The sequence below is a fragment of the Ruegeria sp. B1 genome (assembly GCF_056535885.1).
Map to the genome: position 1 here is coordinate 1,370,007 of NZ_JBQFJA010000001.1, position 23,203 is coordinate 1,393,209.

The 23,203-nt window shown below is 56.3% G+C and carries 11 protein-coding genes and 1 pseudogene; 7 read left to right on the forward strand and 5 right to left on the reverse strand.

The window, feature by feature from the left end; genetic code table 11:
• Positions 1-6 precede the first annotated feature (6 nt).
• From ACR3ES_RS06615 to ACR3ES_RS06625, 3 genes are all read right to left on the reverse strand, one after another.
• Positions 7-2,328: a putative Ig domain-containing protein gene (locus ACR3ES_RS06615; RefSeq protein ID WP_480425063.1), complete on the reverse strand. Its 2,322-nt coding sequence runs from the start codon at positions 2,326-2,328 to the stop codon at positions 7-9.
• Positions 2,329-2,477: 149 nt separating this feature from the next.
• Positions 2,478-5,585 carry a tandem-95 repeat protein gene (locus ACR3ES_RS06620; protein ID WP_480634703.1) on the reverse strand — a complete coding sequence of 1,036 codons (3,108 nt, stop codon included), beginning with the start codon at positions 5,583-5,585 and terminating at the stop codon, positions 2,478-2,480.
• 50 nt (positions 5,586-5,635) lie between these two features.
• Positions 5,636-14,038 carry a tandem-95 repeat protein gene (locus tag ACR3ES_RS06625; protein WP_480634704.1) on the reverse strand — a complete coding sequence of 2,801 codons (8,403 nt, stop codon included), beginning with the start codon at positions 14,036-14,038 and terminating at the stop codon, positions 5,636-5,638.
• 400 nt (positions 14,039-14,438) lie between these two features.
• On the opposite strand from ACR3ES_RS06625, the pseudogene ACR3ES_RS06630 reads away from it, so the two are divergent.
• Positions 14,439-14,537 (forward strand): annotated as a pseudogene (locus ACR3ES_RS06630) (transposase domain-containing protein); the annotation flags it as partial.
• Positions 14,538-14,722: 185 nt separating this feature from the next.
• Here ACR3ES_RS06630 and ACR3ES_RS06635 read toward each other — a convergent pair.
• Positions 14,723-17,572 carry a S8 family peptidase gene (locus ACR3ES_RS06635; protein ID WP_480426462.1) on the reverse strand — a complete coding sequence of 950 codons (2,850 nt, stop codon included), beginning with the start codon at positions 17,570-17,572 and terminating at the stop codon, positions 14,723-14,725.
• A gap of 396 nt (positions 17,573-17,968) precedes the next feature.
• Here ACR3ES_RS06635 and ACR3ES_RS06640 point away from each other — a divergent pair, with 396 nt between their 5' ends.
• On the forward strand, positions 17,969-18,679 hold the full coding sequence (locus tag ACR3ES_RS06640; RefSeq protein ID WP_480425560.1) for a sulfotransferase family protein: 711 nt from the start codon (positions 17,969-17,971) through the stop codon (positions 18,677-18,679).
• Between the two features lie 33 nt (positions 18,680-18,712).
• Here ACR3ES_RS06640 and sfsA read toward each other — a convergent pair whose 3' ends face one another.
• Positions 18,713-19,411 carry a DNA/RNA nuclease SfsA gene (gene sfsA, locus ACR3ES_RS06645; RefSeq protein WP_170428285.1) on the reverse strand — a complete coding sequence of 233 codons (699 nt, stop codon included), beginning with the start codon at positions 19,409-19,411 and terminating at the stop codon, positions 18,713-18,715.
• Positions 19,412-19,461: 50 nt separating this feature from the next.
• Between sfsA and ACR3ES_RS06650 the strand changes: the two genes are divergently transcribed.
• Genes ACR3ES_RS06650 through ACR3ES_RS06670 form a run of 5 tightly spaced genes read left to right on the forward strand, consistent with a single transcriptional unit; the run spans position 19,462 to position 23,151 of the window.
• Positions 19,462-20,184 carry a molybdopterin-binding protein gene (locus tag ACR3ES_RS06650; protein ID WP_170428288.1) on the forward strand — a complete coding sequence of 241 codons (723 nt, stop codon included), beginning with the start codon at positions 19,462-19,464 and terminating at the stop codon, positions 20,182-20,184.
• The gene (locus ACR3ES_RS06655) at positions 20,181-20,891 is read left to right on the forward strand and encodes a GNAT family N-acetyltransferase (protein ID WP_170428291.1); all 711 of its coding nucleotides are present in this window, start codon (positions 20,181-20,183) and stop codon (positions 20,889-20,891) included. Before ACR3ES_RS06650 ends, ACR3ES_RS06655 begins: the two co-directional genes overlap by 4 nt.
• A 29-nt stretch (positions 20,892-20,920) precedes the next feature.
• Positions 20,921-21,478 carry a peroxidase-related enzyme gene (locus ACR3ES_RS06660; RefSeq protein ID WP_480425561.1) on the forward strand — a complete coding sequence of 186 codons (558 nt, stop codon included), beginning with the start codon at positions 20,921-20,923 and terminating at the stop codon, positions 21,476-21,478.
• Positions 21,475-22,377 carry an OmpA family protein gene (locus ACR3ES_RS06665; protein WP_170428296.1) on the forward strand — a complete coding sequence of 301 codons (903 nt, stop codon included), beginning with the start codon at positions 21,475-21,477 and terminating at the stop codon, positions 22,375-22,377. Before ACR3ES_RS06660 ends, ACR3ES_RS06665 begins: the two co-directional genes overlap by 4 nt.
• A 54-nt stretch (positions 22,378-22,431) precedes the next feature.
• On the forward strand, positions 22,432-23,151 hold the full coding sequence (locus ACR3ES_RS06670) for an SDR family NAD(P)-dependent oxidoreductase (RefSeq protein ID WP_170428300.1): 720 nt from the start codon (positions 22,432-22,434) through the stop codon (positions 23,149-23,151).
• Positions 23,152-23,203 lie beyond the last annotated feature (52 nt).

Below are 23,203 nucleotides of genomic sequence, written 5' to 3' on the forward strand. Positions count from 1 at the left end.
TGGTCTTTACGCGTAAAACCGGAAGTCGTCGGAGGACAGGTCCGACACGACCACATTCTTCAGGACAATGCTGTTGTCCGTATCCAGCGTGATGGTCGTATCGGTGCCATCATCCGCCGCCTTGTTCAGCACTTCTGCATAGGAGGCCAGGTTGGGGACACCCCTGAACGCGATGACATCCAACGTCGCAATACCAGCCACAAAATCGGTTATGATATCCTCGCCAAAACCGGGATCAAAGACGAAGGCATCGTCTCCCGCACCCCCGGTCAGCGCGTCGTTGCCACCACCGCCTATCAGCCAATCATTACCGGCGCCGCCATGCAGCGCGTCGTCTCCGCCCAGACCCCACAGACTGTTATTGGCCTCATCCCCATACAGCAAATCTGCATGAGCGGATCCCGCGAGATTCTCGATCGACACAAAACTATCGCCCGTCGCGTCACCCGTGTTGGCCGCGGCATCGCCCAGATCAACCGTCACGCCGGAGGCCGCGTCCCAATACCCGGCCCCATCCTGGCCCGCGCCGCCATCCAGAACATCCGCACCTGCACCGCCATGCAGCCAGTCATTGCCCCCGCCGCCCTGCAGCGTGTCGTTACCCGCGCCGCCGTACAGATAATCATTGCCCCCGCCACCATGCAGCGCGTCGTCTCCGCCCAGACCCCACAGGCTGTTATTGGCCTCATCCCCATACAGCAAATCTGCATGAGCGGATCCCGCGAGATTCTCGATCGACACAAAACTATCGCCCGTCGCGTCACCCGTGTTGGCCGCGGCATTGCCCAGATCAACCGTCACGCCGGAGGCCGCATCCCAATACCCCGCCCCATCATTACCCGCGCCGCCATTCAGATCATCTGCACCTGCACCGCCATGCAGCCAGTCATTGCCCCCGCCGCCCTGCAGCGTGTCATCGCCATCACCACCATAGAGATAATCATCGCCCCCGCCACCATGCAGCGCGTCGTCTCCGCCCAGACCCCACAGGCTGTTATTGGCCTCATCCCCATACAGCATGTCTGCATGGGCCGATCCCGCGAGATTCTCGATCGACACAAAACTATCGCCCGTCGCGTCACCCGTGTTGGCCGCGGCATTGCCCAGATCAACCGTCACGCCGGAGGCCGCATCCCAATACCCCGCCCCATCATTACCCGCGCCGCCATCCAGAACATCCGCACCTGCACCGCCATGCAGCCAGTCATTGCCCCCGCCGCCCTGCAGCGTGTCATCGCCATCACCACCATAGAGATAATCATCGCCCCCGCCACCATGCAGCGCGTCGTCTCCGCCCAGACCCCACAGGCTGTTATTGGCCTCATCCCCATACAGCATGTCTGCATGGGCCGATCCCGCGAGATTCTCGATCGACACAAAACTATCGCCCGTCGCGTCACCCGTGTTGGCCGCGGCATTGCCCAGATCAACCGTCACGCCGGAGGCCGCATCCCAATACCCCGCCCCATCATTACCCGCGCCGCCATCCAGAACATCCGCACCTGCACCGCCATGCAGCCAGTCATTGCCCCCGCCGCCCTGCAGCGTGTCATCGCCATCACCACCATAGAGATAATCATCGCCCCCGCCACCATGCAGCGCGTCGTCTCCGCCCAGACCCCACAGGCTGTTATTGGCCTCATCCCCATACAGCATGTCTGCATGGGCCGATCCCGCGAGATTCTCGATCGACACAAAACTATCGCCCGTCGCGTCACCCGTGTTGGCCGCGGCATTGCCCAGATCAACCGTCACGCCGGAGGCCGCATCCCAATACCCCGCCCCATCATTACCCGCGCCGCCATCCAGAACATCCGCACCTGCACCGCCATGCAGCCAGTCATTGCCCCCGCCGCCCTGCAGCGTGTCATCGCCATCACCACCATAGAGATAATCATCGCCCCCGCCACCAATGGCGAGGGCTGTAACGCTCGAGTAGAATTGCGAACTATTGGTGAATTCGTTGATGCTGAACGCGCTCGCGCCAACACTCCCATCAATCGCGGCTGGTGTATCGTCGACAGGCGTAATCTCAAGCGCAAAGGTGCTGCTTGCGCAAAGAGGTCCGTCGCTGGCCGTTACCATGACAATCAATGTCCCATGGACGTCCCGGGGCGGTATGCCCGAGAAACGCCCCGCAACCGCATCAAACACCAACCAGTCCGGCAGGGCCGTACCATCAACAAGCTTTGCGCTTAAGGTCAGCGCATCGCCATCCACATCCGTGAACGCATGCGCTGGCAGGACAAAGCTCACAGCCTCATCTTCCGCGGAAGACTGATCAGGCAACGCAATTGCCAAAATGGGTGTGTTGTTCATAACGGTCATTATGTTCTCCAATTCAAACTGTTGAGCATCAGGAGATTGATCGGCAGGCTGAGCAGGCCAACACCTGCGAGCGTAGAACGGAGTGCCTGAAGGCACTCCGCAACAAGCCCGTCCTGGGTGCGTGATTGCGACACCATGCGTTGTGGTCTTTACGCGTAAAACCGGAAGTCGTCGGAGGACAGGTCCGACACGACCACATTCTTCAGGACAATGCTGTTGTCCGTATCCAGCGTGATGGTCGTATCGGTGCCGTTATCCGCCGCGCTGTTCAGGACGTCCGCATAAGATGTCAGGTTGGTGACACCCCTGAACTCGATGATATCCTCCGTCGCAGCACCAGCCGCAAAATCGGTTATGATATCCTCGCCAAAACCGGGATCAAAGACGAAGGTATCGTCCCCCGAGCCGCCGGTCAGGATGTCGTTGCCTGTGCCAGCATCCAGACGGTCATCGCCAGCGCTACCATACAGATAATCATCGCCCGCGCCGCCGTTTAGGATGTCATCGCCAGCGGTGCCGGTCAGGATATCATCACCAGCGGTGCCAAAGATCGGTGCTTCGTTTCTTCCGCGAACAACAACTGAAACCGTTGCGGTGCTTTCACCGCCATTGCCATCTCTGACGGTATAGGTAAATGTATCCGTCAGCATTTCGCCCTCTGCCAGGGCCTGAACAGCCTCTGCGCCGGTCGGATCATAGCTGATGGTCCCATCGGTGTTCAGCGTCAGGACTGCTCCATGCGCGCTTTCGGCAGAGACCGCTGTCACCGTCAGTGCATCTCCCTCGGCATCGCTGTCATTGACAAGAAGACTGGCTGTCTCAATCAGGGTGACAAAACCTTCCGAGATAATATCGGAACTTTGAGTAACACCGGCTGCATCGAAAATACGGGCCTCCATGGTCCAAGCAGACGAAGCGCCGTACTGTTGGTCATTAGACTCCCAGGTGACCACAAAATCGCCATTGGCGAGCGCTGTAACCTTCGGGTTTCTTTGAGCGCCATCGATGATTGCATTGACCAGAAATTCACTGGCGATCTCCCCGCCGTTCGCATCGAAAATACGGGCCTTGATAGCAGTATCGTAAGAACCGTCTTGCGGGTCAGTAGCCTCCCAGGTAACGACGAAATTGCCATTCGCGAGTGCTGTAACACTAACGCCATGCTGCCAGTCGTCAATGGCATTGAGAGGTTCATTGACTTTGAGGAGGCCGCTGATGTCCCCGCCATTCGCGTCGTAAACACGGAAATAGCTGTCAGAACCACAAAGATCGTTATTGCAGGGTCCAGTCGACCAGCTTGCGACGAAATTGCCATTGGCGAGCTCTGTAACACTTATGATGTATTGATAGAACCCGTCGACGACGTTCAACCTGCCGCTGATCCCGACGCCATTCGCATCAAAAACGCTTGCGTTAGTCTCTAAATATCCGTTATCTTTATGCAGCCAAGTTACGATGAAATTGCCATTAGAGAATGCTGTAACACTCGGCGAACGTTGGAAAGCCCATTCTTTAATGACGTAGAACTCACTGACAATCTCAACGCCATCTACGTCTACAATACGTGCCTTGATGTCAGTAAAGTGAGATTCATCAGGGGATTCCCAAGTTTCGACGAAGTTGCCATTGGCGAGTTCTGCGACCTTCGGGTCGCTTTGGGTGCCATTGGTAAAGTCATTGATCAGGAACTCACTTGCGTCAATTGTACTTTCTGCATCAATAGTATTTTCAACCTCGCTATCATCAGCCGCGACAGGTGCATCGTTTCTTCCGTGAACAACGATTGAAACCGTTGCAGTGCTCTGCCCACCATTGCCGTCTTCAACCGTATAGGTGAAGGTGTCGATAAGTGTCTCGCCCTCTGCCAGAGCCTGAACAGCATCTGCGCCGGTTGGATCATAGCTGATGGTCCCGTTGGTATTCAGCGTAAGGGCGGCCCCATGCGTACTCGCGGCAGAGACCGCTGTTACCGTCAGTGCATCCCCTTCAACATCACTGTCATTGGCCAAGAGGGTGGCGGTCTCAATCGAAGTCACAACATCTTCGTCGATCGGCGTGGGACCTTGCGCAACACCGTTTGCATCGAAAATACGCGCCTTGATGGCCCAATCAGTGTCGCCTTGCTGCCCGTCAAGAGAATGCCAGGTGACGACAAAATCACCATTGTCGAGCGCTGTCACATTTGGAGTGCCTTGAATGTCATTGGTAAACTCATTGACGAGGAATTCACCGACAACCTCACTGCCACTCGCATCGAAAATACGCGCCTTGATGGCCCAGCCATCATCACCTTGCTGCCCATCATCAGATGCCCAGGTGACGACAAAGTGGCCATTGGCGAGGGCCGTAACATTTGGGTCGCGTTGCGTGCTATGGGTGAATTCATTGACGAGGAACTCACTGACGATCTCAACACCGTTTGCATCAAAAATGCGCGCCTTGATGGCCCAATCAGCATCCCCTTGCTGCTGGTCTTCAGACTCCCAAGTGACAACGAAATGGCCATTGGTGAGCGCTGTAACAATCGGCTTGATTTGCCAGCCATTGGTAAATTCATTGACGAGGAACTCACCGACAACCTCACTGCCACTCGCATCGAAAATACGCGCCTTGACGGCATAACCGGATGGATCGCCTTGCTGCAAGGCGTGAGAATGCCAGGTGACGACGAAATGGCCATTGGCGAGAGTGGTAACGCTTGGGTCCCGCTGATCGCCATTGGTAAATTCATTGACCAGGAATTCACTGACGATCTCGCCGCCCTCCGCATCGAAAATACGCGCCTTGATGGCCGTTGGAGACGTATCGCCTTGCTGCTGGTCTTCAGACTCCCAAGTGACAACGAAATGGCCATTTTCCAGTGCTGTTACACTCGAGATGAATTGACCGTTATTAGTAAACTCGTTGACCAGGAATTCACTGCCAATCTCACTGCCATCCGCATTGAAAACACGCGCCTTGACAGCATATCCGGATGGATCGCCTTGCTGTTGGTCAAAAGACGACCAGGTGACGACAAAATGGCCATCGGCGAGCGCCGTGACACTCGCGTTCAATTGCCAGCTATGGGTAAACTCGTTGACCAGGAACTCACTGACGATCTCAACACCCTCTGCATCAATAATACGCGCCTTGATGGCAGAAGAAGAAGCATCGCCTTGCTGCCCATCACGAGAGTCCCAGGTGACGACAAAATGGCCATTAGTCAGTGCGGTAATACTTGGAGTCTTTTGTCCGGTGTTGGTAAATTCATTCACGCGGAGTTCACTCGCGCCAATAAGATCATCTACCGCGATCGGTGCATCGTTTACAGGGGAATCTCAAGGGCAAAGCTATCGCTTGCTGTGCGTGACCCATCGCTGGCCGTCACGGTCACACTCAATGTACCATGGAAGTCCTGCGGCGGTGTGCCCGAGAAGCTCCCCGCAATGGCATCAAACACCAGCCAGTCCGGCAGCGCCGCACCATCCGTCAGTGTCGCACTCAAGGTCAGTGCATCGCCATCCACATCCGTGAACGCATTGGTTGGCAGTGCAAAGCTCACAGCTTCATCTTCCGCTGAAGAGTGATCGGACAATGCAATTGCTAAAACGGGTGCATCGTTTCTTCCGTGAACAACAATTGAAACTGTTGCAGTGCTCTCCCCGCCATTGCCGTCCTCGACCGTATAGGTAAATGTGTCGATAAGTGTCTGCCCAACTGCCAAAGCCTGGACAGCATCCGCGTTGGTGGGATCATAGCTGATTGTCCCGTCGGTGTTCAGCGTCAGGGTCGCGCCATGCGCACTCGTGGCAGACACTGCTGTCATCGTGAGCGCATCCCCGTCGACATCGCTGTCGTTGGCCAAAAGCGTGGCGGTCTCAATCAGGGTCACAACATCTTCTGTGATCGGCTCGGGACCTTGAGCAACACCGTTTGCATCGAAAATACGCGCCTTGATGGCATAACCAGACGTATCACCTTGCTGCCCGTCGTTAGACATCCATATGATGACAAAATGGCCATTGGCGAGCACTGTCACGCTCGGCGCAATTTGAGTGTCATTGGTGAATTCATTGACCAGGAATTCACTGACAACCGCATCGCCATTCGCGTCAAAAATACGCGCCTTGATGGCCCAGCGATCATCGCCTTGCTGCCCATCATCAGACGCCCAGGTGACGACAAAATGGCCATTGGCGAGGGCCGTAACATTTGGGGTATCCTGATTGCCATCAGTAAATTCATTGACCAGGAACTCACTGACAACCTCATCGCCATTCGCGTCCAAAATACGGGCCTTGATGGCAGAACCTTCGGTGTCGCCCTGCTGCCCGTAACCAGACTCCCAGGTGACGACAAAATGACCATTGGCCAGTTCTGTAACACTCGAATTCCATTGAGAGTCATTGGTAAATTCATTGACCAGGAACTCACTGACAATCTCATCGCCATTCGCATCGAAAATTCGCGCCTTGACAGCATAACCAGATGGATCGCCTTGCTGCACGGCATAAGAGTGCCAGGTGACGACAAAATTACCATTTTCCAGCGCTGTCACACTTGGGTTCCGCTGATCGTAATCGGTAAATTCATTGACCAGGAACTCACTGACGATCTCAACACCCTCTGCATCGAAAATACGCGCCTTGATCGCAGTTGGAGACGTATCGCCTTGCTGCTGGTCTTCAGACTCCCAGATGACGACAAAATGGCCATTGGCAAGCGCTATCGCACTCGAGAACGCTTGATCGCCATCGGTAAATTCATTGACCAGGAACTCACTGGTGATCTCACCGCCGTTCGCATCGAAAACACGCGCCTTGACAGCATAATCAGATGGATCGCCTTGCTGTCGGTCAATAGACGACCAGGTTACGACAAAATTACCATTTTCCAACGCTGTCACACTCGGAATCAATTGCCAGCTATCGGTAAACTCATTGACCAGGAACTCGCCGACGATCTCAACACCATTCGCGTCAAGAATACGCGCCTTGATAGCAGAAGAAAAAGCATCCCCTTGCTGCCCAGCATCAGACGTCCAGGTGACGACAAAATTGCCATTGGCCAGTGCGGCAATACTTGGAGCATTTTGTATGGTGTTGGTAAATTCATTCACGCGGAGTTCACTTGCGCCAATAAAATCATCAGCTGCGACAGGGGCATCATTGACCGGTGTGATCTCAAGCGTAAAGGTCTCGCTTGTTGCAAGTGAGCCATCGCTCGCCGTCACCATGATGTTCAATATGCCGTTGAAGTCCTGGGGCGGTGTGCCCGAGAAACTCTCCGTAGCCGCATCAAACACCAGCCAGTCCGGCAGCGCCGAACCATCCGCAAGCGTTGCGGTCAAGGTCAACGCATCGCCATTCGGATCGCCAAACGCGTCCGGTGGTAGTGTAAAGTTCACAGCCTCATCTTCTGCGGAAGAGTTATCGGGCAATACAGGTGGCCCAATAGGTGGATCATTGGCTCCAATGACCTCAAGGGAGACTGTTGCGGTGCTCTCCCCGCCATTGCCGTCGCTGACTGTATAGGTGAAGGTATCCGTCAGGGTCTCCCCCTCGGCCAGATCCCGAACAGCTTCTGCGTCTCTTGGATCATAGCTGATCGTCCCATCGGTGTTCAGCGTCAGGGTTGCGCCATTCGCGCTTTCGGCAGAGACCTCTGACACCGTGAGGGCATCCCCGTCGACATCGCTGTCATTGGCCAGGAGGGTGGCGATATCAATCGAAGTAACAACATTTTCTCTGACAGGAGTGGGGCTCTGCGCAACATCATCAACCGCGACAGGAGCATCGTTGGTTCCGTGCACAACAACTGAAACACTTGCGGTGCTCTGACCGCCGTTGCCGTCCTCGACGGTATAGGTGAAGGTATCCGTCAGGGTCTCGCCCTCTGCCAGGGCCTGAACAGCGTCTGCGCCGGTTGGGTCGTAGCTGATTGTACTGATCGTATCGGTGGTGTTCAGGGTCAGGGTTGCCCCATACGCACTCGTGGCAGACACCGCTGTCATCGTGAGCGCATCCCCCTCGACATCGCTGTCGTTGGCAAGAAGGGTGGCGGTATCAATCAGGACGACAACATCTTCTGTGATGATATTCGGACTTAGAGCAACAACATCATCAATCGCGGCAGGCGCATCGTTTCTTCCGTGCACAACAACTGAAACGCTTGCGGTGCTCTCCCCACCATTCCCGTCCGCGACCGTATAAGTGAAGGTATCCGTCAGGGTCTCGCCAACTGCCAGCGCCTGCGCAACCGCAGCACCGGTGGGATCGTAGCTGATGGTCCCGTCAGTGTTCAGTGTCAGGGTTGCCCCATGCGCACTCGTGGCAGACACCGCTGTCATCGTGAGCGCATCCCCGTCAACATCACTGTCGTTGGCAAGAAGGGTGGCGGTATCAATCAGGGTCACAGCGTCTTCGGTGATGATGTTGGAGCTTTGAGCAACACCATTTGCATCGAATATACGGGCCTTGATGGCCCAATCAGAAGTATCGCCTTGCTGCCCGTCTCTAGATTGCCAGGTGACGACGAAATGGCCACTGGCGAGGGCTGTAACACTTGGCTCGGTTTGAGTGTCATTAGTGAATTCATTGACCAGGAATTCACTGACGATCTCGTTACCATCCGCATCAAAGATGCGGGCCTTGATGGCAGAGCTGGAAGCATCCCCTTGTTGCTCGTCTCCAGTCACCCAGGTAACAACGAATTCGCCATTGGCGAGGGCTGTAACGCTCGGGCTGATTTGACTGTCATTGGTAAATTCATTGACCAGGAATTCGCTGGCGACCTCATTTCCATTCGCGTCAAAAATACGGGCCTTGACAGACCAATCGGGCGTATCACCTTGCTGCTGCTCATCAGACATCCAGGTGACAACAAAATGATCATTGGCGAGGGCCGTAACGCTCGGAGTGCTTTGCCAGTCATTACTAAACTCGCTGACCAGGAACTCGCTGACGATCTCAACGCCGTCCGCGTCAAAAACACGCGCTTTGATGGCTCCACCAGGCACATCGCCTAGTTGCTGGTCATGAGACATCCAGGCGATGACAAAACCGCCATTGGCGAGGGCCGTAACGCTCGGACTGATTTGACTGTCATTGGTAAACTCATTGGCCAGGAATTCACTGGTGACCTCAACGCCATTCGCATCAAAAATACGCGCCTTGATGGCATAATCAGACGTATCAACCCGCTGTCCTTCTCCAGACTGCCAGGTGATGACAAAATGGCCATTGGCAAGTTCTGTGACGCTCGGGTTGAGCTGCCAGTCATTATTGAATTCATTGACCAGGAACTCACTGACGATCTCACCGCCATCCGCATCAAAAACACGGGCCTTGATGGCCCAATCGGACGTGTTACCTGGCTGCCCGCCTTCAGACACCCAGGTGACGACAAACTGCCCATTGGCGAGGGCTGTAACGCTCGGTTGAGCACCATTGTTGAATTCATTGACGAGGAACGCACTGACGATCTCACCGCCATCCGCATCAAAAATACGCGCCTTGACAGCCCAATCGGGCATGTCGCCGTGCTGCTGCGCATGAGACATCCAGGCGACGACGAAATGCCCGTTAGCAAGTTCTGTGACGCTCGGGGCGCTTTGACTGCCATCGGTGAACTCATTGACCAGGAATTCGCTCTGGTCAACAACATCATCCACTGCAACAGGCGCATCATTGGCTCCGTGCACAACGATGGAAACCGTTGCGGTGCTCTCCCCGCCATTGCCGTCACTGACCGTATAGGTGAATGTATCCGTCAGGGCCTGGCCCTCTGTCAGAGCCTGAACAGCGTCTACGCCGGTTGGGTCATAGCTGATCGTCCCATCGGTGTTCAGCGTCAGGGCTGCGCCATGCGCACTTGTGGCAGACACAGCTGTCACCGTGAGCACATCCCCGTCGACATCGCTGTCATTGGCAAGAAGCGTGGCTGTCTCAATCAAGGTGACAGCATCTTCGGTGATAAGATAGGGGTTTTGAGCAACACCGTTTGTATCAAAAATACGGGCATTGATCGCAGAACCGGACGTATCGCCTTGCTGCCCGTCATCGGACTGCCAGGTGACAACAAAATCGCCATTGGCAAGGGCTGTTACACTCGCGTTGCCTTGAAAGAGATGGTTAAATTCATTGACCAGGAATTCACTGACGATCTCGTTACCATCCGCATCAAAGATGCGGGCCTTGATGGCAGAGCTGGAAGCATCACCTTGTTGCCCGTCATAAGAGTGCCAGGTGACGATGAAATTGCCATTGGCGAGGGCGGTAACACTCGGGTCGTGTTGGCCGTTATTGGTAAACTCATTGACCAGGAATTCATTTACAATCTCAACACCGTTCTCATCGAAAATACGGGCCTTGATGGCCCAATCAGTATCACCTTGCTGCCCGTCGTTAGACCTCCATGTGACGATGAAATGGCCATTGGCGAGCGCTGTGACGCTCGGGCTCCCTTGAGTGTTAGCGGTGTATTCATTGACCAGGAATTCGCTGACAATCTCAGCTCCACTCGCATCAAGAATGCGGGCCTTGACGGCACCCCCAGACGTATCGCCTTGCTGCTGGTCATCAGACTCCCAGGTGACAACAAAACGGCCATTGGTGAGGGCTGTCACACTCGATGACTCTTGCTTGCCATCAGTGAACTCATTGACCAGGAATTCATTTACAATCTCAACACCGTTCTCATCGAAAATACGGGCCTTGATCGCAGAACCAGACGCATCGCCTTGCTGCTGGTCATCAGACGTCCAGGTGACGACAAAACTCCCATTGGCGAGGGCTGTCACACTCGAGAACGCCTGACCGCCATCGGTAAACTCATTGACCAGGAACTCACTGGCGATCTCACCGCCATTCGCATTAAAGATGCGGGCCTTGACGGCAGTACTGGAAATATCGCCTTGTTGTCCGTCAGAAGACTGCCAGGTGACGACGAAATCGCCGTTGGAAAGCGCTGTAACGCTCGGGCTGTTTTGCCAGTCATCGGTAATCTCATTGACCAGGAATTCGCTGACAATCTCAGCTCCACTCGCATCAAGAATGCGGGCCTTAATGGCAGAACCAGACGCATCGCCTTGCTGCTGGTCATCAGACTCCCAGGTGACAACAAAATGGCCATTGGTGAGGGCTGTAACACTCGATGACTCTTGCTTGCCATCTGTAAATTCATTGACGCGGAATTCACTCGTGCCAACAATATCATGACCTGCCACAGGTGCATCATTGGCAGGTGTGATCTCAAGCGCAAAGGTGTCGCTGGCTGAAAGTGACCCGTCACTGGCCGTTACCGTGACACTCAATGTGCCATTGAAGTCCTGGGGCGGTGTGCCTGAGAAGCTGCCGGAAGCCGCATCAAACACCAGCCAGTCCGGCAGGGCCGTGCCATCCGTAAGTGTCGCACTCAGGGTCAGCGCATCGCTATCCACATCCGTGAATGCGTTCGCCGGCAGCACAAAGCTCACGGCCTCATCTTCCACGGAAGCCTGATTGGACAATGCAAGTGCCACAACAGGGGCATCATTGGTTCCGTGCACAATGATCGAAACGGTTGCGACGCCCACACCGCCATTGCCGTCATCGGTCGCATAGGAAAATGTGTCGATAAGTGTCTGGCCCTCTGCCAGGGCCTGAACATCAGCTGCCCCGGTGGGATCGTAGCTGATGGTCCCATCAGTGTTCAGCGTCAGGGCTGCACCATGCGCACTTGTGGCAGAAACCGCTGTCACCGTGAGTGCGTCCCCGTCGACATCGCTGTCATTGGTGAGAAGCGTGGCGGTATCAATTGAGGTCACAACATCTTCGGTGATCGGAGTGGGACTTTGCACAACATCGTTAACTGCGACAGGTGCATCGTTGACAGGGGTAATCTCAAGCGCAAAGGCATCGCTTGCTGAAAGAGACCCGTCACTGGCCGTCACCAGTACATTGACCATGCCATTGAAATCCTGCGGCGGTGTGCCTGAGAAGCTCCCTGCAACCGCATCAAACACCAGCCAGTCCGGCAGGGCCGTGCCATCCGTAAGTGTCGCACTCAAGGTCAGCGCATCCCCATCCACATCCGTGAATGCGTTCGCCGGCAGCACAAAGCTCACGGTCTCATCTTCCACGGAAGACTGATCAGGCAATACAATCGCCACAACAGGCGCATCGTTGGCTCCATGAACAACCACGGAAACACTTGCGGTGCTCTCCCCGCCATTACCGTCCTCGACCGTATAGGTGAATGTATCCGTCAGGGTCTGACCCTCTGCCAGGGCCTGAACAGCGTCTGCGCCGGTTGGATCATAGCTGATCGTCCCGTCGTCTGTGTTCAGCGTCAGGGCCGCGCCATGTGCACTCGTCGGAGACACATCCATCACCGTCAGCGCATCTCCATCCACATCGCTGTCATTGGCCAGAAGCGTGGCGGTCTCAATCAGGGTGACAACATCTTCTGTGATAATCTTGTGACTTTGAGCAACACCGTTCGCATCAAAAACGCGGGCCTTGATGGCGAGGTCCCCATCGCCCTGCTGTCCGTCATGAGACTCCCAGGTGACAACAAAACCCCCATTGGCGAGGGCTGTCACACTCGGGTTCTGTTGCCAGCCATTGGTGAATTCATTGACCAGGAATTCACTGACAACCTCATCGCCATTCTCATTGAAAATGCGGGCCTTGATGGCAGTACCGGACGTATCCCCTTGCTGCCCGTCCTCAGACATCCAGGTGACAACAAAATGGCCATTGGTGAGCGCTGTAATACTCGGGTATACTTGCCAGCTATCGGTGAATTCATTGACCAGGAACTCACTGACAATCTCATCGCCATTCTCATTGAAAATACGGGCCTTGATGGCAGAAGCGGACGCATCCCCTTGCTGCTGGTCATGAGACCCCCAGGTGACAACAAAACCCCCATTGGCGAGGGCTGTCACACTCGGGTCCTCTTGCCAGAAGTTGATGAATTCGTTGACACGGAACTCACTGACAATCTCATCGCCATTCTCATTGAAAATACGAGCCTTGACGGCAGACCAAGACGTATCCCCGTGCTGTTGGTCCCAAGAATGCCAGGTGACGACAAAATGGCCATTGGCGAGCGCTGTAACGCTCGAGTATAGTTGCGCGTCATTGGTGTATTCATTGACCAGGAATTCACTGACAATCTCATCGCCATTTGCATCGAAAATGCGGGCCTTGATGGCAGAACTGGACGTATCCCCTTGCTGCCCGTCAAGAGAATGCCAGGTGACGACGAAATGGCCATTGGCAAGGGCTGTCACGCTCGGCCAGCCTTGCATGTCATGGGTAACTTCATTGACCGGGAACTGACTGACAATCTCATTACCATCCGTATCAAAAATACGGGCCTTGATGTCAAAACCAGACGGATGCCCTTGCTCCTGATCATTGGACGGCCATGTGACGACGAAATGGCCATTGGCGAGCTCGGTAACGCTGGGGGTCAATTGACTACCATTAGTAGACTCATTCACCAGGAATTCACTGACAATCTCGACACCATTCTCATTGAGAATACGGGCCTTGATGGCAGTTTCAGACGTATCGCCCGGCTGTCCATCATCAGACTGCCATGTGACGACGAAATGGCCATTGGCGAGAGCGGTAACACTCGGGTCGCTTTGAGAGCCATCGGTGAAGTCATTGACCAGGAACTCACTCGGATCAACAGTATCATCAGCCGCGACAGGTGCATTGTTCATTACGGTCATTTCTTTATCCAATTCAAGCTGTGTGCAATTGAGATGATCTCGCCCTGACCCTGAACCCGCCGGTGACACAGGGGGACCTGGCCAGCGTTCCAGAGTTTTGTTGCTTTTGACTTTTGCTGTCTGATTGCCCGCGAATACGTCCAGCTAATTCGTCCCGCATCCAACACTGGATCCAGATCGCTGAATTGGAAAATACCATGATTCTATATTTGAATAGGAAAAGGCTATGGTGGGGTCTGCACCTGTCAGACTGTTACTTTGTCAATACGGCCTGAGCAAACAGTCGCCACAAGCACCATTATCGCACCAGAAGTCTGCAATGGTCTTCTGGTCAGGGCGAGTTGCCCAGTCAACCACATCAGTTCGACGTTCCGCCCTGCATTACGTTCTAACCAATGGCCGTGCCTGGCTCACCCAAACACTGACCGCTATCGCAAACGGGCATAAACAGTCCAACATCAGCAGCCTGATGCCCTGGAATTACGCCACAGACCTGTAATCGGTGCACCGCCTTCACTTTATCCTGAAAATGACGCAGAAATCTCAGCGGCCCAATGCATGTACCGGCTGCTGTTCTCCGCCGTCCCTGAGGCCCTGGTTCAGACCTGCATCGTGCATCTGGTGCGCTATGCACTGCGCAGCTCTCTCGGCAGATGAAGTGGCCGAAACATCTGCCCGTGCGGCTCAAAACCTGTGACTGAGGGCAAACCCAATGTAGGGATTGGGGTCACCGCCTTGTGCGCGATATCCCGCGTTAAACAGAATTTCCGGTCCGGGGGCTTCTGAAGCAAGCTGATAGGTCAGGCCAATATCTATCGGCCGCACTGAAGATGTAATCTGCACAGTTTGAGAGCTTCTTGTCACGCCCGTGCTTTCCTGACCGGCCACTGCTGCAACCCTGTCCCGGGGGAGATCGATTGAAATCTCACCAGAGGAGATCTGGAGCGGACTGGATATCGACAAGCGCATCGTGCCTGGGCTGCCGAGAAAGCGTTTCTTGCTGATTGAGACGCTGCCGGCACGCCCCGTCAGGCTTTTGCCGCCAGTGACCAGGCCTGCCTGTTTGAAATCTGTCCTGCTTTGCGTGCCCGATACCGTCAGGAGCGTGCCCTGCCCGACCGCAACAGATCCGGATATTTCCAAGAACGAGGTAGAGCTGCGTCCGCCCTGACCCGCGGCTCCCATAAAGCGGGATCCAAGGACTGTGCCGTTTTCTTCTATGAGGCCGAACTGGGCAGAAAGGCCTGACCCATCTTTGTCTTTTGCTTCAAGCCCTATGCTGGTCCTTGAGAAGGAGCCCGTGGATGATCCGACCGCGTGGTCAGTAATAAGGGCCAGCGCTTGTGTGAGTTCAAACTTGTGCCTGAATGAGTAGTCTTCTGTCAGAAGCTGTCCAAATGGATCTGCGTCTGGATCTATGTCGCCGAGAGTTATCTCATAGGAGAACACATCCCCATCAAAACGGAGACCTGTTCCGTGATCTGAACGCATGAGTGTGAGGCTGTCGCTGGCCTTTGTTTCCCGTACAAAGGTGGGGCGGGGTTCTGGCGCCTTGAGTTCGGAGACCAGGGCACTGGCAGCAAGCTCAAATCCGCGCGTATACTTATCTGCAACCATCAGGGTCTGCCCTGCGAGGGCCTGGTTGAGGGCTGGCGCCAGGGCGCCGCTGGCGACGATGCCGGTTTCGGCAAGAGGCATGGCGGCGCTCTCGGTGGTGTTCCCCTGGTAGACAACAAGCTCACCCATAGGAAGCATGGCGCGTTCCAGATTGAGGAGACCCTGCCCGTAGATCGGGTCAACACCCGGCTCACCGAGGTCTTCAGCTGCAGCGAACATAATCTCAGCGATTACGGGGGCGGTCAGGTGAGGCCACTGGCTCTTCAAGACGGCATAGGCTCCAGCGATGTGTGGGGCGGCGAAGGACGTTCCGGGCAACAGAGCGTAGCCGTGGCCGTTGTCGTGATAAACTCTAACGTCGCCTGGTGCAGCGAGGCAAAAGTCCTGTGCGACGCCACAGTGGTTGGAGTAGTCTGCTATTTTTATTTTTTCCTCGTCAACGCGATCAACATCGACCGCGACAACGGCGATAAAGTGGTCCTTATACTCGGGCAGGACAACTGGAATGCCTGCATAGTATGAGACCTCGGGCTCGCTGGTGTTTCCTGCGCCAAAAACGATCATCAAGTCTTCGGATTTGGCTCTATTCAGGGCGGTGATGGTCTCGTCTCCAAGAGTTGCTATGAGACGGTTGCGATTTTGGTCCAAAGTGAAAGCTGGATGCATAAACTCAGTGATTAGTGAGGTGCGTACGATACCACCGATACTATAGGTGGTACCCCAGCTGTTGTTCATGACGTGCGCACCGGCATCGATTGAGCGGTTTATGGCATCACGCCATATCTCTACAGTGTTAGGGGTGGTCAATTCGGTGGTGGTGCCCCGTGCTCTTATTCCCTTGAAGATGACAAGCTCGGATTCAAAGGCAACGCCGTGTATGCCTTCACCGTCTTTCCTGGCTGCAGCGATGCGGGCGACATGCGTGCCATGACTGGCAGAGCTAGAACCGAAGGGTTCAGAAATATCTTTGGGGTCTCCGACAAAGTAGGACTGGCTGTGGTCAAAGTCGATTTTCCCTTCGAACTCCGGATTGTCGACATCAATGCCCGTGTCCAGGATTGCAATCTTTACACCTTGCCCTCGTGCGCCCTTTGCGTATCGCACATCGGCTCCAATCAAAGACAGGCCCTCGTTTCGGTTGAATTCCGGGGTTTGGTAGTAGGCGGGATCGTTAGGGCCGGGACCTGGATTGGGACCGGGGCCTGGATTGGGACCGGGGCCTGGGTTGAGACCGGGGCCTGGGTTGGGACCGGGGCCTGGGTTGGGACCGGGGCCTGGGTTGGGACCGGGGCCTGGGTTGGGACCGGGGCCTGGGTTGGGACCGGGACCCGGGTTGGGACCGGGAGCTGGGTTGGGACCGGGGCCTGGGTTGGGACCGGGAGCTGGGTTGGGACCGGGGCCTGGATTGGGACCGGGGCCTGGATTGGGACCGGGGCCTGGGTTGGGACCGGGGCCTGGATTGGGACCGGGGCCTGGGTTGGGGCCCGGGTTTGGAGTGCCGGGACCTGGGCTTGGAATACCGGGGCCTGGATTTGGGCCGGAGCCTGTCTCAGAGTCTCCACCACCACCGCCTGCGAGAGAAGCTGCAAGCCCAACTGCGGCGAGCCCAAGGGCGATCGAACCAATTCCGAAGGTCTCCCCTGTGCTTAGCTCCGAAAGAGAAAAACTACGGGTGTCTGGTGCCCGGTCTAAGGTTTGGTTGAGGTAGTCCTCCATAATCGCTGGTCGGCTCAGGAGGATGTACTTGCGTGCCTCCTCGAAGGTTGATGGATCGCGCGCATGCTCACTGACGAGGAATTGCAAGGCCTGTTGATTTGAATAGGAGGTGAGTTGATCCGAGTAGATACTCGCCGCGACGGAGGTGGCAAAGGTGACAATGGCCGTCGTGGTCAGGGCTAACGTCTTAAACAGGCGCATGATGATTGCTATTCTTTAGCTGTTAGATTGTAACTGCTTGGTTGCGACCGCGCGCCGTTGATACCGATGAACCGCCCGACCCACCCGGCTCGCAAGTAACAGGCTGAATGTATTGCAGATGTGGGCGATTTTTTGGCCGAGCCCTCAGGGGGCAATCAGTTCGTTCCATACCCAACCTTAGAACCCGGTTGCTGTATTGTGAAATACTCCGATCCTATGTTTGAATAGACATCGGCTATGGTGCGGCCTGCGCACGCCATGAGATCAGTGGCAGGAGCTTCACCACCTCAACCCAGACGAAAAGACCGAGCGATTGAAGCCGGATCAATCCAAATTAAGGCGGTCCGAAATCCAAAATAATTCGATCCGGTCTAGCGCTCAGCCGTCCCCCGACCGATTTTTGTCGTTGGCCTGCCGCGATCCGGCACCACGTTGGTTGAGCTTATTTTGTCGGCTCATTCCGGCGTGCAGGGGCTTGGAGAACTGGCAAGTGTGCACCATTGGGCCCGAACAGCTTTGGCGGAACCGGACGGGTGGCAAGACGTACAAGGTCTGGCGGATTACTATTTTCAGAGACTCCCCAACCTGACCGGCGACGCCGTGGCCTTTGTAGACAAGGCACCTGGTAACTATGCCTTTCTTGGCGCAATGGCTCAGGCGTTTCCCAATGCGGTAATCCTGAATGTCGAACGGGACCCCCGAGACGTAGCTCTGTCTATGTGGCGTGCACATTTTGGGGCCGGTGGTTTGTATTTCACCCATGACATGAAATGGATGGCGGCTGAGGCCAACCGGTATCGGCGCTACATACGACACTGGCAGGATATGCTGCACGAGCGTGTTCACAACATCCGGTACGAGCACCTAGTGAACAATTTGGAAGACATCTCTGAACGCCTTGCGCACTTGTGCGATCTGCAATTCGAGGAGGGCATGCTGTCGCCACACGCATCTGCGGATGCGGTCAAAACAGCGAGCAACTTGCAAATCCGCAAACCGGTGAACGGATCATCCGTTGGACGCTGGCGCGAAGCGTCCGACCAACTGGCCCCATTTGTGCGCAAACTGGATCCAGAGTTGTGGCCGGAGATCGGAAACGGTGTGTGACAGGCGTGGATGGTACAGGCGCGCTCACCCACCTTATGCAGTAAGGCGTCGTCTGACCCAAACACCGTCAGGTGAGATCTGAGTGTCATAGATCAATCGCTCCACGCCATGCGCTTGCGCGTTTTCGAAAGCCGCCGCATAGGTCGGGTCGATGTCCGCAGCCAGCGCGAAGCGGTCACAATCGGTGCGCTGAACCAGATACAGCAGAACGGCCCTGTGCCCCTGCTTTGCCATTGCTGCCAATTCACCCAGATGCTTGGTGCCGCGCGCGGTGACGCTGTCAGGAAACTCGCCCAGACCCGGCTGGCGCGAGAGGGTCACGCATTTGACTTCGACATAGGCATCGGGCAGCCCCGGCTGCGTCATCAGAAAATCGATGCGGCTGTTCTGGCCGTACTTCACCTCGGGGCGTACGGTTTCGTACATGGCCAGTTCGGGGATCTCGCCCTCTACAAGCGCTGCGCGGAGGGCCTTGTTGGGGACCGACGTGTCCACGCCGGTGAAATGCCCGTTTTCGTGATCGACCAGACGCCAGCCGTATTTGAGCTTTTTCTTGGGATCGTCATTGGGCTCCAGCCAGATCTTCATCCCGGGCTCGGCCAACCCAAGCATCGAGCCGGGATTGGCGCAATGAGCTGTGATCTCGCGGCCATCCTCCAGCAGGCAATCGGCCAGAAAACGTTTGTAACGGCGGATCAGCCGGGCGGGGACAAGAGGGGTTTCAAATCGCATGACCCCCGGCCTATACCTGCCCACAGGGTCGATCAAGAGGAGAGCGTGCCATGTCAAACCCAACCGCAGCCATGCTTGTGATCGGAGACGAAATCCTGTCTGGCCGCACCCGCGACTCGAATATGCACTATCTGGCCGGGGAACTGACTCGACACGGCATTGACCTGAAAGAGGTCCGGATGGTCAGCGACGACGCCTCTGCCATCGAAACGGCTGTCAAAACTCTGTCGGACACATATGACCACGTGTTTACCAGCGGTGGCATCGGACCCACACATGACGATATCACGTCGGACTGCATTGCCCAGGCCTTCGGCGCGCATATCGATATTCGCGACGACGCCCGCGCGTTGCTGCAGGCCCATTACGACAATTCCGGTTTGGATTTGAACGCGGCGCGGCTGCGCATGGCCCGCATTCCGGACGGAGCCGTGCTCATCGACAACCCCGTTTCGACAGCACCGGGATTTACCCTGAAAAACGTACACGTGATGGCAGGCGTCCCTTTGGTGTTTCAGGCCATGGTCGCTAGCGTTGTACCAAGCCTCACAGGCGGCAGCCCGTTGTTGTCGCAGACCTTGCGTGTAAATCGCGGCGAAGGGGATATCGCCGAAACGCTGTCAGCGCTGTCGGAGACGTTCGAAGACCTGTCCATCGGTTGCTATCCCTTCCAGATAAATGGGGTCTTCGGAGCGAATGTGGTTGTACGCGGTACAAATGGCGCGCGGATAGATGCGGCCATGACGCGGTTGGCGAAAGAGCTGCAGCTGTGAGGCCCACATGGCCAGAGGTTGTTGATGGCACCTGGCCAGCGGCGCGGTACGAAAGACTGGGCCCATTTCAACTGCGCCAAGGGCAGGGCGGTGGGTCACGCGTTTCTGCGGCCAGTGCATTGGGTGCAGCGACTGAGGCCGACATAGATGCGGCCGAGTCCGAGATGCTGGCCATGGGACAGAAACGCATTTTCTGCCTGCGCCCGGGCGACGAGTCGCTGGACGCTCAACTGGCTGCGCGCGGCTACGACATCCTTGATCCGGTCAATATCTATGCCTGCCCGGTGATCCATCTGACAGACGAAGCGGTCCCGCCGGTTATGGTTTTTCCCATCTGGGAGCCTTTGGTGATCATGCGCGAAATCTGGGCAACCGGTGGGATCGGGCCGGAACGGATTTCAGTTATGGAGCGCGCGCCGGGACCCAAAACAGGCATGCTGATACGGCACAAGGACCAGCCCTGCGGGGCAGCCTTTGTGGCGATGCACAAGGATATCGCAATGGTGCACGCTTTAGAAATTCTGCCGGATCATCGGCGCCAGGGATTGGGCCGTTGGGCGATGCGCGCCGCAGCCTTCTGGGCGATGGACAATGGTGCGCAAACCCTTAGCGTGATCTGCACCAAGGCCAACCAGGGCGCCAACGGTCTCTATCGCTCGCTCGGGATGGAGATTGCCGGCGAATACCATTACCGTCAGCACGTCTAAGGAGAACGACCATCGTGACAAACAAAGACATGCCCACCGCGCTGGACCTGCCCATGGCGGACCCGTTGCCGCCCGAGACGCAGAAGTATTTTGATATTTGCGTCGAAAAACTGGGCATGGTGCCAAACGTACTCAGGGCCAACGCGTTTGATGTCGCCAAGCTGAATGCCTTTACCGCGATGTACAATGACCTGATGCTGGCCGACAGTGGTCTGTCGAAACTGGAACGCGAAATGATCGCCGTGGTCGTGTCTTCGATCAACAAATGCTTCTATTGCCTCGTCGCGCATGGTGCGGCGGTGCGGCAGCTGTCAGGCAATCCGCAGCTTGGCGAAATGCTCGTCATGAACTACCGGGTCGCGCCGTTGGACGACCGCCAGCGCGCGATGCTGGATTTTGCCGCAAAGATGACCACCGCGAGCGCTGAAATCGAAGAGCCTGATCGTCAGAAGCTGCGCGATGTCGGATTCTGTGACCGGGACATATGGGACATCGCCAACGTGGCCGGGTTCTTTAACATGTCCAACCGCGTGGCCAGCGCCACGGCTATGGTGCCGAACGACGAATACCACGCGCAGCATCGATGATCCGATCTCTGGCCCTTTTGATCCTGATACAGGCTGCACCGGTTGCCGCGCAGGATCTGACCCTGCCATCCAGTGCGCGGCAGATCAGCGACCGCACGTCCCTGCTCGACAGTTATGACCTGCCGACAGGCCCATATGCGGATGGGGCTGTGCCTGCACGGACAGTCGAAGGGCGGGTCGAGCGGTTTTCCTGGCGATTGCAGGCCGGGTCCAGCACGACGCTGCAGATTTTGGCGCCATTGCGGGACCAGATCAAGGCGCAAGGCTTTGAGGTCCTGTTCGAGTGCGAGGCCCGCACCTGCGGCGGATTTGACTTTCGTTTCGACACCGAGGTGATTCCGACGCCGGATATGTATGTGGCGATTCAGGACTACCGTTTTCTGTCCGCCACCAAAGGGTCGGAGGTGCTGAGCCTTTTGGTCAGCCGCAATCCGCCTGATGGATACATCCAGATGATCCGCGTGACGCCGCAGGATGCGCCAGACCCGTCGCCGGTCGTAATCGAAGAAACGGTTGACGGGGCCGGGGGCCTTTTGACCGAGTTCGAGCAAACCGGGCACGTCATTCTGGACGATTTGCATTTTCGCACCGGTGAAGTAGCGTTGGGGGATGGACCATTTGCATCTTTGGCGTTGCTGGCCGGATTTCTGGCCGAAAACCCGGGCACGCGGCTTGCCCTGGTCGGGCATACTGATGACACGGGCGCCCTTGAGGCCAATATTTCGGTCAGCAAGAGACGGGCCGAGGCTGTACGGACACGTCTGATCGACGCGCATGGCATTGCCGCGCGCCGGATCGAGGCGCAGGGTGTGGGCTATCTGGCTCCGATCACATCAAACGCAACTGCCGAAGGCCGCGACCTGAATCGCCGGGTCGAGGCGGTATTGCTGGTCAATTGAGCGCGACGGAATAAGTCCAGCCTCAGACCCAGTCTCAGAACCTAAGGAGGTATCATGCCGGACCAGACACAAACGCCACGCGCTTTGATTGTTGGGGCAGGGGCCGGTCTGTCCGCCTCATTCGCACGCGCATTGGCACAGGACGGGTATGCGCTGCATTTGACCGCGCGGGACGTTTCGGATCTTGATCCACTTGCAGCAGAAACCGGAGCTCAACTGCACCAGTTGGACGGCACGGATGCCGAGGGAATGTCAGCTTTGATCCGCGATCTGCCCGGTGAGTTGCGCGTGGCCTGTTATAATCCTTCGGCCCGACAGCGCGGGCCGATCACCGAACTGGACCCCGAAACCGTAAGGAAAGCCGTTGAAGTTACGGCCTATGGTGCCTTTCTGATGGGGCAGGCTGCGGCCCGCCGCATGCTGACGCAAGAGATGCGCGACAATCGGCGAGGCACAATCCTGTTCACCGGCGCGTCCGCCGGGGTCAAGGGGTTTCCGCTGTCGGCCCCCTTTGCGATGGGGAAATTCGCGCAGCGGGGCTTGGCGCAATCGATGGCGCGGGAGCTGCACCCCAAAGGCATCCATGTCGCCTGGATCAATATCGACGGGGGTATCCGCAACCCGGACCGTCCGGACCGTGTGGCTCCGGCCGGCAATCCCGACAGTATGCTGAATCCGGATGCAATTGCGCGAGAATACATGCACCTGATTGGCCAGGACCGTTCAACATGGAGCCATGAACTGACGCTGCGCCCTTGGGTCGAATCCTTTTGAGCGGTACAAGTGGCTGAAAAAAGACCCGCACAGGGTGTGCGGGCCATCAAAG